Consider the following 13571-nt stretch of genomic DNA (forward strand, 5'->3'; position numbering starts at 1 on the left):
CCTCTAAAAAACGATGCTGATTCGCTCAGCATCGTTTTTTTGCTATTCTTTTTTCTGCATGATCTTGAGCAGTTGATCGTATTGTCCGACCATCCACTGCCGATAGTTTTGCTTGGCCGGCATTGTTTCAGTCACTTTTAAAATAGGAATGTTATTTTTTTGGGCCAATTCGACAAAATTGCTAACTGTCTTGCTGCTAGCTTGTTTATTATCCACAAAAAAGGCGATTTTTTTCTTCTTGAGCCCGTCTTGCATGGCTTTGATCGTGCTCGGAGCGGGGTCAGTCCCCTTCTCGGTATCATTTTCAAATTTTTTGTTGCCGACCGTAAAATTCATCGCTTGAATCGCATAATCAAAAACTGGTTCACTCACGTAAACTTCTTGTTTGCCCTGTTTTTGGGCCGTCTTTTTGACCTGATCCATCTTTTGCTGGACGGGCGCCAAAGATTTAATATATTTCTCAGCGTTTCTATTGAAATAGGCTTTATTTTTCGGCTGTAGTTTGCCAAAACGCTGGGCTAAATTACGGGCTAATTTGGGCATGGTCTGCGGGTCATACCAGATATGCGGGTTATCACCCTTTTTTTGCTTTAAGACTGTTTCTCCAACACGGACATACTGCAGGTCATCATTACCGTTTTTAACCAAATTGCCGACCCAAGCATCATAGCCCAGGCCATTAGCGATCACGACTTGTGACTTAGCGACCTCCTGAGCATCGGTCGGTGCCGGATCATAGTCGTGCGGGTCAGTATCTGGGTCATTAATGATCGACTTAACGTTACCCTTATTTCCCGCAACTGCTCGCGCAACTTCGCCATAGATATTCGTGGTCGCTGTGATGTTGATTTTTCCATTACTCTGAGAGTTTTCCTTTTGCCCACAGGCAGTCACCAAGACAGCCAGCAGCATGACAACAGCTGCAGTCCCAACTTTTTTCAATCTAAGTGTTGTGTTAGACATCATATAACCTTTCCATTAAATAGTAAATATTATCGTTTTCAAGAATAGCATAGAATCACCTTCAAGACAAGACGGCTCTATGAGTCAGCCGCCAATTCCCTTCAACCAATACTCAAGTTAATATTTTGCACAATTTGATTGCTATTGACAGTCTTTTAAGAAAGCGTTAAGTTAGATTTTAATTAGAAAACACACGTGGTTTTCTTAAAATGTTTCTCATTACATGCCAAAATATGAGTTTACTTGAAAGGGAGTTGTCTTATGGATCTAAATGAAGAAGTTCGTCCGGGCGCAAACCGCTATATCAGCGAAAAAGGTGCGGTCAATAACTTAGAAAAACTACTTACACAGTACCAGCAGCCAATCATTATTACCGGAGACAAATCATATGCTGTCTTCCAGCAAATCTACCAAAGACAACTTGATTACCCATTATTTCATTATGACGGTTCAGCCAGCGATGAAAACGGAGCAGAGATTGCCGCACAGGCCCCAAAGCAGACTGATGTCATCATTGGAATCGGTGGCGGTCGTTTGCTGGACACCGCTAAAGTAACCGCACAAGTCTTAGATGTTGATCTGATCAGTATCCCCACCTTGGCGTCTAATTGTGCTCCTTACACTCCGATCGGTGCGATCTATCATCAAGTCGGGCACACCTTTAAAGCGGTCGAATATTTCAGAAAGCCCCAACCGTCACTTTGGTCGACTGGGACATCATGCTAACGACGCCCCGTGAATATTTTGTCGCAGGGATCGGTGATACCCTGGCTAAATGGTATGAAATGGAAGGCATGACGCGCAACCGCTTAGATCAGCTGCCAGTCTACTCTCGTTTATCCTATGCGACTGCTAAAGTGATCAAAGACACTCTGGTAGCCTCTGCCAAACAAGCCTTGATCGACCTTGAAAAAGGCGTCGCCTCAGCTGATTTTACAGCCGTTGTTGATTGTATCATTGGCATCGCCAGCGAAGTTGGCGGCTTTGGTGTTGCTGACGGACGCATGGCTGGTGCACACGCAGTCCACAATGGACTTTCATATATCGATGAGACTCACGATATCATGCATGGAGCTAAAGTCGCCTACGGGATCTTGGTCCAGTTAGCACAGACCGGCGATCAGGAAGAAATCAAAACCCTGCTGCCCTTCTATCAAGAAATTGGTTTACCGACCAACCTTGCAGGGCTCAACATTACAACAGACATTGCAGATAAAACCCAAAAGGTTGCACAGTGGGCAGCCAGTCCAACTGAATCATTCAAGCTGATCAAGGCCGAACTAAAACCAGCTGAAGTCGTAGCCGATATGGCAACAGTCGAGCAGCTGAGTCAAGGGAATGAGGAAGCAGCCGGCTAATTATCCTAACATTTTTAATTTTCTAGCAGTAAATTAAAGCCAGGGAGGGTGTCTAACACACTTCACTGGCTTTTTATAATCGCAATCAAATCAACATAAATAGCCAAATAAAGTGCTCACTTATGCTAAAATTACAGATGACATGTTCCCCAAAACCAAATTAGTTAGGAGCGCCTTAACAATGACCATCAAAAACATTTATTTTGGTACACTTGGAACACAGCCTTCTTTATTTACCGCTGGCTTACTCAACGTGACCTCCAACTCGCAAAACACATTTTACGACTATAGCAAAATTAAAACTGGCTCTGCTAAAGATAGACCTAGTTCATATTTTCCCAAAAAAACTCACAGTTATTTTGTTGTTATTTTAGGCGAGGAAAAATATGACCAACCGGCAGCACAACGTTTACTGCGCTCTGTCTTATACGCAAAATACATTGGCATACCAATAGTTTGTTTTGCAGCCTCGCGAATAACCGTCAGATGTTTGTCATATGTAACGGAATTGGAGCAAAAACATAAACTGTATCGGTTAATGGAATTCCCCCAAAAGAATATTTTGATACATCATATACTTTTGGCTCATATCTTAGACGTTAAAACAGAAGGATACCCTTACTCAAACGATCAAGATATTTATAAGGAATTACGCAAATTACACCGGGAAAAGATTGGAGCATACGCACATGCTAAGTTATCGGCAAAATTGTTAGAGATGCCTCAAAAGGAATTAGATATCATTTTAGGGCAGCCAACATATTGGCAGCTGCGTTTCTTCGTTGCCATTTTATCTGAAAAACTAGCTACTCACCAAGCTGAGTTTCAAACATCATCCTCTCTTCCAAGTGAAAAGGTTGGCGGAGAAATTGAGATTTTGCAGGCCGAAGCAGCACGCTTATCAGAAATGTACGCTGAATTACTTTCACGTAAGGTAATCGGTAAGCTCAACCATCTTGAAAAAATTGATAGTCCACAAACCCTCGTAAATTTGGCCAAGAAATACTATCAAATCTATGGTGAATGCCTCGCACGAATTTCGTTTATGAAAAAGCAAAAATTTAGTCCATCAGCTGCAATTTTTGCCAATAAATTTATCTCAAAATATCGTGCTGTGACTGAATTTGTTGACAATTATTTGGCTGAAACCAAATCTCAATTAAAAGATATCCCCTGGTATGAGAAAGATGATGAGGATAAGGACTATGGTATGACTTATTATTTCTCTCTTTACCCCCCAGAAGATATCATTAGTGAATTTACTGAGTGGGTTGCTGCAAGTCAAACAAAGAAAACACAGGTCTCTTTAAAAGCAGAACCATCAGAAAGGACTGTCTATCGCTTCCGTGCAGACCTTGTTGACAGCAAACCTAAAATTTGGCGCCGCTTTGAAGTAGATGGTCAAAAAAATATGTTACAGCTAGCGCAAATTATCATGACTCTCTTCAATATGGACGGCTCCCACCTTTACTCGCTCACTAATCTTATTGGCGATCAAAAACGACGCGAAGCCATTTCGGAATTTAAGGAAAAAAGTAAGCTCGAATTAGACAACTATGCCAAAAATCCAGATATGAATACCGTTGAAGATCTCTTTTCTCTCATTAAATCCTTAGCCGATGGAGTTGGTCTTTCAGGTAATATCGAATATTTAATGCCAGGGGATGATGGAGAAAGGCTCATCGACAATGATGTTGAGATCCAACCTGGTGAAACTCTGCTAGAAGATTCCCAGGCCAAAGAAAAAACTAAATTCCTTTTTGAATACGACTTTGGTGATTACTGGTGTATTGATCTCAAAGTCGAAAAAATTGAGCAGATAACTAGCGCCGAACCAATTCCAACAACAGTCCTCAAGGGCAAAGGGTCTGGGATCATCGAGGATATTGGCGGAATTCCTGGGTTATTGGATTACCAAGAACATCCAGAGAATTATGATGTGTTTGGTGTCCGAGATGACTTTCAAAAGTTTGATTTAGAAGAAACAAATGCACTTCTTCGAGAATTAGGACTTTAAGTTGATAGTGTCGCTGATTTAAGCAAAGTGCAGAGCCTAGTTGCTGTCCATAACGGGTGTACCCTATAAAAAGAGTTTAGAAGTCAAAACTGATTTCTAAACTCTTTTTTTTAGCCTGAAAATACAATCAAGAATTGGGTCATCATTAAATGTAATTATAGATGTCACCCGCCTGAATATACGTACATTCTACCTGGGCTTTAAATACACCCTTCAAGCAAACCCAGGTATATCGTCAGTATCAGTAAATCAGCAGACCCGCCTAAGCTCAACTTGCGCTCAGTAAAGTCTGAGTTAAGCTGCAGTAAGATTTCTTGACCTTTCCTAGTTCCATATCCTCCGACCTCGAGGAATGAACGAGCTTGACTCTGAACTTCTGCCACAATCTCATCAGTTCCAGCACGTTTAATTAAGTTACTGTCCTCTGCAACAGAAACTATCTTCATCAGCGTATCAAGCAGACGCTCATTTCTAGTTCCTTGGGTCGAAAGCAAGAAGGGAAGACTTTCATCAAAAACAGTGGGGTAACCGGCCTCAGCTTCCCCCCTGATCCCAGCTTTGCCATACTGCAAAAATTGTAATTCTCCCGCAGAAAGAGCTACTTTATTTTTTTGAGAAATACGTTTAAAGTCATTTTTAGTCAAACCATTCAACATCTGAATGATAGTCTTTTGAATTATTGGCAGCGTTTGCTGTGATTCTACATTTTCTTTATCCACATATGCTGTGGCAGCAACGAAAATACCTAGTGAAAAAATCGCACCTTTATGGGTATTTACCCCATTCGTGGCGAGGTACATTTTTTTCTCGGCTCTGATCCCTAGAGGACGCAAACTGCTAAAAAGAATTTTTAAATCTTCTTGATCAAATAACCACCCTGCATCAAAGCATTCTTCAAAGTAAGTAGACAAACTCACAGCGCTATTTAAAAAATCAAATACATCCATATCAGGATGTGGTCCATTGTCCACCGGATCTACCAACCCTGGTTTAGGGTTCACCGTGACTTCGTATAGCAAAGCCTTAGTTGCGAAACCTATTACCGTATTTTTTTGTTCTTCAAATTTCATTCCATCTTTTTCCTTATAATTTATCTTGTACTCATATCCTACCATAAGAAACAAAACAAAAAGAGAGACAGCTTACTTCTACTATCTCTCTTAGTTGTTATTCTAATTGTCGGCCTTGAGCTGAGCCCAAGCCAAACTAATAGCTTGTTGCAAATCTTCTACACTATGGCGGCGAGAACGAGCACATTCCTTAGCTGGACGAGAACAGATAAAACACTTTCTGCTCGGCAAACCAAGGACGCTTCTCGAAACGGGCTTGTCCTGAGTTTGCTGACTCAAAACATCTGCATCAAAGAGTCTTCCCAATTCAAACTCTTCTTCAAATTTAGTTGTGAGCTGTTTGACCTTCATTAGATCTTGATCCAAGACTAAAAAGAGTTCGTCGCCTGTCGGCTCGTCCCAAGTATTTTGCCAAATCAAAGTATCTGCCCGACCCTCCAGCAGCCTGTTTAACAATTCTTGACTACCAAGGTTGAACATCTCCTGCAACTCTGGGTTATTCTTGATCGGTCCAGGAATATTGAGTTTCAAATTGACAATCGTTTGTTCCGGAAATCGGCTGCATAACTCACCTTGTCTAGCTGCACGCCGATCTTTATTGGCTAAAACATCTTGAATTGTCTGAGGTTGACCCGTTGCAAAAAGCCGGCTGACCATGATTCTTTCTCCCTTGCCTAATGATTATTACTTGACTTCTTTGATCGAATCAATGATTGTTCCATCACGGTATTCGATCAAAGCCACTGTCCGATCATTATACTCGATTGGAGCTGGAGTACCAACGATCTTTTCTGCTTTTTTCTGCAATTCTTCGATCGTATAGATCGGCAATCCCGGCAAATCCTTAAATGCTTCTTGGAGATCCTTGCGGGCAGGGTTGATTGCGATCCCATATTCGGTCACTAAAACATCGATCGAATCGCCTGGAGTAACAACGGTTGTTACTTCAGGAACAACTGTTGCTAATCTTCCACGTGTCAAAGGTGAACTAATAATAGTTAACTTAGCATTAGCAGCATCTTGATGCCCACCGATCGCACCACGGATCACACCATCGGAACCTGACATCACATTAACGTTAAAATGTGTGTCAATTTCTAAAGCACTTAAAATTGCAACGTCAAGCTGATCGACCATCGCACCTTTATTATACGGATCAGCATACCAAGATGCATCAATTTCTTGGTGCATTTGGTTAGAATGCATTGATTCAGCTGCGCCCTTATCGAAATCTTGCACATCCATTACTCGACCGACTAGCCCTTCTTCCAAGAGATCGGTTGTTGGTTTAGTAATTCCGCCCAAAGCAAATGATGCTTTGATCTGGTTATCCAGCATTGCTTGACGCAAGTAACGCGTGACAGCCAATGCAGCTCCGCCAGAACCTGTCTGGAAAGAGAAACCATCTTTGAAGTACGGTGAATTAACAATGACTTCATTAACGCTTTGTGCGATTTTAAGTTCTTTAGGGTCCTTAGTGAAACGAGTTGCACCTGAACCAATCTTATCTGGATCGCCAACTGCATCGACTTTTACAACATAGTCAACCTGTGTCTGCTTGATCGATGCTGGAGTGTTTGGATAAGGTACAACGTTATCTGTCAGTAAAACAACTTGCTGTGCGTATTGTGCGTCCATTAATGCATAGCCTAATGAACCAAAGACCGCCTTACCATACATCCCATTAGCGTTCCCCAGCTTATCGGCATTTGGTACCCCTAAAAAGGCGACATCAATTTTAATGGAGCCTTCTTCGATTGCACGAGCACGCCCACCATGAGATCTGAAAATAACTGGGTTTTCCATCCCACCGTGCGAGACAAATTCACCCAGACTCCCGCGCATCCCAGAACTGGTAATGTTTGTCACAGTACCCTTTTGGATCGCTTCGATCAAAATATCATTCATCGCACCAGTCAGTGAAGATGGAGCGATAGTTAGGTCTTTAATGCCATTATCAATGATCAAACGCATTACTTTATTAACGACGTAGTCACCATTTCTGAAATGATGATGGAAGGAGATCGTCATTCCATCTTTAACAGTTTTTTTGACTATTTCCGCCAATGATTCGCTGTATTTGTCATCACCCGTTGAAACTTTAACTTTGGGAGCAACCTTTTGATAGACCGGCTCCCCGATCTCAGTCGATTCATATGGTTGATAATTATATTGTTTCATCAAATCTTCCGGTAGTTCGCGTTGTACGTTATTTTTCAATGTATTCGCCCTCCTCGTTAACAATATGTGCTGCTTGTGCTAATTTCATAACCCTTTGCGCACGCAAAACTACAGGACGGTCGACCATTTGTCCGTTCATAGAAATAACACCGGAACCCTTTGATTCAGCATCCTTAATAGCTGCAATTACGTTCAAAGCATTTTCGATCTCAGGTTTTGTAGGTTGATAGACCTTGTTAACCATCTCGATTTGCCGAGGGTTAACTAGCGACTTGCCATCAAAGCCAAGCTGATGAATGTAGTTGGTTTCACGATAAAAGCCTTCTGTATCATCCATGTTAGTAAACACAGTATCAAAAGCAGCGATTCCCGCAGCGCGAGCGGCATGCAAAACCATGTTTCGTGCAAATTCTAATTCCGCACCATCAGGATAGCGGTGAGTTTTCATATCGGTAGTATAATCTTCAGCAGATAAAGCCAAACCAATCATTCGATCTGAAGCAGCAGCGATTGCAGGGGCATTCAAAACACCTTTAGCACTCTCAATTGCAGCCATTAAATGGATCGAACCAGCGGGAACATCAAATTCCTTTTCAGCCGCTGCGACTTTCTCTTCAAGTTCTTTAATCATTTCGGCCGTTTCAGCTTTGGGAAGTCTGATAACATCGATCTGCGCCTTGACCATTGCCTTGATGTCATTGTCAAAGTATGGAGTATCAAGGCCGTTAATTCTGACCACTAATTCTGCATCACCATAATCAACCGTCTTCAAGGCTTGATAAACCAAGGCACGAGCCGAGTCTTTTTCATTCATTGAAACAGCGTCTTCTAAATCAAACATAATTGAATCTGCGCCGTAGATCCCGGCATCCTTAACCATCGCAGGATTATTACCTGGCACAAACATCATGGTTCTTCTTAATCTTTCAGTTGTTTCCGTCATTCTTAAAACACCTCCCAAGCAGGTTGATCAGCAATTCCAAGTGCTCGTTGCGCTACTGTGATCGTCCGTGCTTTGATCACACAATCCAAAGCACCTTTATCAACTGCTTTGACCTTTGCATTTTCGATTTCGTATTGTTTTAAAGTTTCAGTGATCACAGCATTGATCTGTGCACCAAATTTTGCCTTAACCTCTGATTCCAATTCGATTTCGATCCCATTATTACCTTGGCTGAGCATAATTTGAATATCTGAAGATTCTAAAGTTCCAGCGATTGCAGTATTCTTAATTTCCACTGATTTTCATTCCTTTCTTGATCCTTTTTTCTAAATTATCAATATTATCCTTAATAAAAGTCATCGTTGTCTGTGGAATAAAATGACTGATATTTTCAACTTTTCTCTCTTTAATAGCCATTCTGACCTCAGTCGCGGTGATCAATTTCCCTTCTGCAGATTTCTTTCTTTCCAATACAATTGGTTGAACGGCAGGCGGCAGTTCGCGCAATAAGGTTTGATTATAGATCCCTGTAGTATGTGAAAACGGCTCAGTCCCCAAATATCTTTTCTTAATATTTAAAGCCGGTGCAATGAGATCCCGAAAGATCCGTGCATCCAGAGTAGTCTGATATTTAATTACATCATCTGGTGTCTTTAAAAAGTAGGCTGGGAAAGTGGCGTAGCTGACCAAATAATCCGCACCACTAACAACGAAGACATTTTTCCACTCTTTTGTACCCTCTTGCACCAACCGCATTCTTTCCTCGGTTGAAAATAGTGATGCATCATTCTTAACAACAAAGACATAAACTAAATCATTTTCTTGAGCTGCCTTTCTAACTAGAAATTGATGTCCCAAGGTGAATGGATTAGCATGCATCACGATCGCTGCTACAGACTTCTCAGCCTGATTTGGACTGTGCGGCAATGACATTAAATAATCGGTGATCGTTGTAGTCCCTTTTTCCAAAACAACGCCGAATCGTGAAGACGCTAATTCTTGAAAGCCAACAAATTTAAAGCTGTGTGAATATTCAGGCTTAGTAAAAACAAAAAAATGGGTAAAACCTCTCCTGACTAAGCGGTTTGTCAACTCTGTCACAATTTGATTAAAAATAGCCCCGTTCTCTTCGTGACCCGCTTTAATGGCAATATACTTTAAGACGTTACCCGCAATTGAACCTGTTGCAAGCAGATGCTGCTCATTGTCAAAGAGACCGATCGTTTCATCAATATTATTGACTTCCTCCACGCTAAAATTGGAAATGTCCCGAGAAATCAATAACTCTTGCCATTTTTTATAAACAGGCCGCCTATTTAAATTTAAATCTGCAAGTTCTGTGCTCACTTTGCACCATTCCTTTATTGTTCAGCTGGACGCTTCAAATCATAGGCTATAAGCTTGTTTCAACAGTCACATTCTGGACAGGAATGTCATAAAACGGATCTTGTCTTTTTCTGAGAAAATGTTCAGCGGACTGCGGGAAGAGCCCATAACTCAAGAAATCTTCATCAGAATGACAAAAGTCAGCCCCATCTTGATAGATTTGCGGCAGTTGCGGAGCTAACAGATCTGCAGGACGTACTTGAATCACTTCCGCATCACCAATAATCTTCTCTTTAATTGCTTGATCAATTGGGGCAGGTGACTTGCCATATGCACCTTTCACATATTCTTTGATTTCATTAGGGATCATCTTGTATCTCTCACCCGTCAAAACGTTCATCACCGACTGCGTACCCACCATCTGGCTCAAAGGTGTGACCAATGGTGGAAAGCCAAGGTCAGCCCGGACTTTGGGCACTTCGTTTAAAACTTCTTCGTATTTATCTGCTTGGCCCGCATCTGTTAGTTGCGACAACAGATTGCTCAGCATCCCACCAGGAACTTGATATTGCAGTGCTTTTGGTTCAACTTCAAGTACCTTAGGTTTAATCGTACCGTTTGCCAGAAACTCATCGCGTACCGGCTTAAAATGATCAGCAATTTCAGCTAAACGTTCCTGGTCTAAGCCCGTGTCATAACCCAGATCAGCAAAGGCAACTGCCATTGACTCAGTAGCTGGTTGACTAGTTCCACCAGCAAAAGGCGAAATCGCAGTATCAATAATGTCTGCACCTGCACGAACAGCCTCAAGATATGTCAAGGAAGCAATCCCGCTAGTTGCATGTGTATGGACCTCTAATGGCAGGTCCACTGCATCCTTAATTCCAGCAACCAATTCATATGCTTTTTGAGGTGTCAAGATTCCCGCCATATCTTTGATCGCAATTGAATCAGCGCCAATTTCTGCATATTTTTTAGCTAGCTCGATAAAATACTGTGTGGTATGAACTTCACTAGTTGTATAAGAAATTGCTGTCTGAGCCTGACCGCCAGCTTCTTTAGCGGCTTCAACAGCCGTTTTCAAATTTCTTGGGTCATTTAAGGCATCGAAGATCCTGATAATGTCGATCCCATTTTCAACCGACTTTTGTACAAATAACTTAACAAAATCATCTGCATAGTTCTTATAGCCGAGTAAGTTTTGGCCTCTTAATAACATTTGAAGCTTTGTATTCTTAACGTGTTTCCTGATCACACGCAATCGTTCCCAAGGATCTTCATTTAAATACCGCAAACAAGTATCAAAGGTGGCTCCACCCCAGACTTCAAGTGAATAATAGCCAGCTTGATCCATAGTATCTAAAATTGGTAACATTTGTTCAGTTTTCATCCGCGTTGCAGCCAAACTTTGGTGACCATCGCGCAATGCTGTTTCCATAAATCTAATTGATCGTCTTTCCATAAAAGCTACCCTCATTTGACTAATTTTGAATCATTTCTAAGTTCAAGAAAATATCATTTGTTACCTGGAAAAGCTTTATTTAGTATTAAAATCAGCAGGTAAATCATAAATAATACCGCAAAAATTCCGCCCATTCCAAAAAGCATTAATTCAAAGGCTTTGCCTAAAAGAGCTCCCATCTAAAACCACCTTATCCTTTCCCCAAAATCAGGACCTGCCTAACTAAAGAATCCCAACAACAATCCTCCAGCGATCACAGAACCGATCTGACCTGAAACATTGGCTCCAACAGCGTACATCAATAAGAAGTTTTGCTTATCTTCAGCTTGAGCCATTTGCTGGATCACGCGACTTGACATTGGAAATGCTGAAATACCAGCAGCACCAATCATAGGATTGATTTTTTCTTTTCTAAACAAGTTCAAGAATTTAGCGAATAAAACCCCGCCAATACTGTCCATTACGAATGCGACCAATCCGAAAGCAATGATCATCAGGGTCTGAACTTGTAAGAAAGATTCGGCTGTCATCTTAACAGCTATCGTCAACCCTAAAAGGATAGATACAATATTAACCAGCTCATTTTGCGCAGTATTACTCAACCGATCAAGAACCCCGCATTCACGTAACAAGTTACCGAACATTAAGAAACCGATCAAAGGAAGAGAAACTGGGGCAACCAAACCAGCAATCACCGTTATTACAATAGGAAACAGGATCCGGGTTGTCTTTGAAACCGAGTCAGCTTTGTATGTCATCCTAATTTTACGTTCTTTTTTAGTTGTCACTAACTTAATTGCCGGCGGCTGAATGATCGGCACCAGCGCCATATAGGAGTACGCCGCGACGGCTATCGGCCCTAATAGATCCGGAGCTAACTGAGAAGAAACAAAAATACTTGTTGGACCGTCTGCGGCTCCAATCACACCGATAGAGGCCGCTTGATCCAAATTGAAACCAGCTAACACTGCAACTACGACAACAAAGAAAATTCCAAATTGTGCGGCAGCGCCAAATAATAGCATAAACGGATTTGAAAGCAAGGGGCCAAAGTCGATCATGGCTCCGATCCCAATAAAAATCAGCAGTGGAAACAATTCAGTATTGATCCCAGCATTGAATAAAACATCTAAGACACCTGCTTGTTTTTGACCATTAGTAATTTGGTCTAAAACCCCTGTTGCTGGAAAGTTTACTAAAACCGTCCCTAGTCCCATTGGTACCAATAAAGTCGGCTCGTAATTTTTCTTGATCCCCAGATACATCAGCACAAATCCAATCAACATCATGACAATTTGTCCCATGGTAATGGAGGTAATATTTTGAATGATAGATTCCATTTGCTGTCATTTCCTCTTTCTCTTCTATTTTTAAAATGTTTCCTACTTAATTGTCAGCAGAATATCCCCGGCAGAAACATTTTCTCCCTTTGCAACTTGAATCCCTGTGACTTCACCGTCCTGTGGAGAAACAATCTCATTTTCAAGCTTCATAGCTTCTAAAACCAACAAAGGCTGGTTCTTTTGAACTTTGTCTCCTACCGCAACCTTGATGTCGACAATATTTCCTGGCATTGGTGCAGGCAGTTGATTTCCCTCTCCTGAACCTGCTGTAACTGGAGCTGATGGGGTCTCTGCAGGTTCAGGTTGTGCTGCTTGTTCCGCCTGTGCAGCTGGAGCGGGTTGGATCTGCTGATTTTGTGCTTGTGGATTCAAATCCTCCATTTCTACTAAATACTCATTGCCATCGATTTTAATTTTGAATTTTCTAAGCATCCTTGCTCTCTCCTTTAATTAACTATATTTTTAACTGAGCTTGACAACATCTTTAACTCTGAATTTAGAATCTGGGTTATTTCCAGCCAAAATAGCACTGGCAATCAAAATCACACGTTCCTTTTCTTCAAAAGAAAGGGGGAGTCCTTGCCGCTCTTTGATTTTAGTGATTTTTTTGACTTTAAAAGTCGATTCACTTCGATCGCCAGCCAAAATAGCTGAAACAACTAACGTCACGACTCGGCGCTCATCCTCTGATAATGACGCTTCATTAGAACTAACTGCTGCTTTCTTTTCTTCAGCAACTGGCTCTTTTGTCGCCTGATCGTCCTCTGACTCGCCTTTTCCAAATAAGTTCTTCAACCATCCCTGCAAAATATCACCCCCACCCGAATTTTCTTACAAATTCCATTATAATATTTTCAATAGTCAACATATGTTTTTTTGGTGTGCTTTTGCTTTAGCATTCACATTCA

At 41.5% G+C, this 13571-nt stretch carries 13 protein-coding genes and 1 pseudogene; 2 read left to right on the plus strand and 12 right to left on the minus strand.

Annotated elements, in window-relative coordinates; all coding sequences use genetic code 11:
• Positions 1-42: 42 nt before the first annotated feature.
• Positions 43-963: a metal ABC transporter solute-binding protein, Zn/Mn family gene (locus LFYK43_RS08560; protein WP_124977409.1), complete on the minus strand. Its 921-nt coding sequence runs from the start codon at positions 961-963 to the stop codon at positions 43-45.
• A gap of 261 nt (positions 964-1224) precedes the next feature.
• Between LFYK43_RS08560 and LFYK43_RS08565 the strand changes: the two are divergent.
• Positions 1225-2321 (plus strand): annotated as a pseudogene (locus LFYK43_RS08565) (iron-containing alcohol dehydrogenase family protein).
• Positions 2322-2502: 181 nt separating this feature from the next.
• A complete protein-coding gene (locus tag LFYK43_RS08570) occupies positions 2503-4338 on the plus strand; it encodes a plasmid pRiA4b ORF-3 family protein (protein ID WP_158609221.1) in 1836 nt (611 codons plus the stop codon).
• Positions 4339-4538: 200 nt separating this feature from the next.
• On the opposite strand, the gene citG is transcribed toward LFYK43_RS08570, so the two are convergent.
• The 11 genes from citG to LFYK43_RS08625 all read right to left on the minus strand — a co-directional run bounded on the left by citG (position 4539) and on the right by LFYK43_RS08625 (position 13470).
• Positions 4539-5408, minus strand: a complete 870-nt coding sequence (gene citG, locus LFYK43_RS08575; RefSeq protein ID WP_124977386.1) for a triphosphoribosyl-dephospho-CoA synthase CitG — start codon at positions 5406-5408, stop codon at positions 4539-4541.
• Between the two features lie 102 nt (positions 5409-5510).
• Positions 5511-6065 carry a citrate lyase holo-[acyl-carrier protein] synthase gene (citX, locus tag LFYK43_RS08580; protein ID WP_124977388.1) on the minus strand — a complete coding sequence of 185 codons (555 nt, stop codon included), beginning with the start codon at positions 6063-6065 and terminating at the stop codon, positions 5511-5513.
• A gap of 27 nt (positions 6066-6092) precedes the next feature.
• Complete coding sequence (gene citF, locus LFYK43_RS08585; protein WP_124977390.1) at positions 6093-7628, minus strand: citrate lyase subunit alpha; 1536 nt, start codon at positions 7626-7628, stop codon at positions 6093-6095.
• Positions 7618-8532: a citrate (pro-3S)-lyase subunit beta gene (gene citE / locus LFYK43_RS08590; RefSeq protein WP_124977392.1), complete on the minus strand. Its 915-nt coding sequence runs from the start codon at positions 8530-8532 to the stop codon at positions 7618-7620. Before citE ends, citF begins: the two co-directional genes overlap by 11 nt.
• Positions 8533-8534: 2 nt before the next feature.
• The gene (citD, locus tag LFYK43_RS08595) at positions 8535-8828 is read right to left on the minus strand and encodes a citrate lyase acyl carrier protein (RefSeq protein WP_124977394.1); all 294 of its coding nucleotides are present in this window, start codon (positions 8826-8828) and stop codon (positions 8535-8537) included.
• On the minus strand, positions 8818-9879 hold the full coding sequence (gene citC, locus LFYK43_RS08600) for a [citrate (pro-3S)-lyase] ligase (protein ID WP_124977396.1): 1062 nt from the start codon (positions 9877-9879) through the stop codon (positions 8818-8820). Before citC ends, citD begins: the two co-directional genes overlap by 11 nt.
• Positions 9880-9925: 46 nt before the next feature.
• Positions 9926-11320, minus strand: coding sequence for an oxaloacetate decarboxylase subunit alpha (locus LFYK43_RS08605; RefSeq protein WP_124977398.1), 1395 nt, complete (start codon positions 11318-11320; stop codon positions 9926-9928).
• A gap of 53 nt (positions 11321-11373) precedes the next feature.
• Positions 11374-11499: an OadG-related small transporter subunit gene (locus LFYK43_RS13000; RefSeq protein ID WP_124977400.1), complete on the minus strand. Its 126-nt coding sequence runs from the start codon at positions 11497-11499 to the stop codon at positions 11374-11376.
• A 39-nt stretch (positions 11500-11538) separates the two neighbouring features.
• Positions 11539-12660 carry a sodium ion-translocating decarboxylase subunit beta gene (locus LFYK43_RS08615; RefSeq protein WP_124977402.1) on the minus strand — a complete coding sequence of 374 codons (1122 nt, stop codon included), beginning with the start codon at positions 12658-12660 and terminating at the stop codon, positions 11539-11541.
• A gap of 42 nt (positions 12661-12702) precedes the next feature.
• Positions 12703-13095 (minus strand): biotin/lipoyl-containing protein, encoded by a 393-nt coding sequence (locus LFYK43_RS08620; protein ID WP_124977404.1) that lies wholly within the window; start codon positions 13093-13095, stop codon positions 12703-12705.
• A gap of 30 nt (positions 13096-13125) precedes the next feature.
• Positions 13126-13470: a hypothetical protein gene (locus LFYK43_RS08625; RefSeq protein ID WP_124977405.1), complete on the minus strand. Its 345-nt coding sequence runs from the start codon at positions 13468-13470 to the stop codon at positions 13126-13128.
• Positions 13471-13571 lie beyond the last annotated feature (101 nt).

The organism is Ligilactobacillus salitolerans, assembly GCF_003864415.1.
GTDB classification, from domain to species: Bacteria; Bacillota; Bacilli; order Lactobacillales; family Lactobacillaceae; genus Ligilactobacillus; species Ligilactobacillus salitolerans.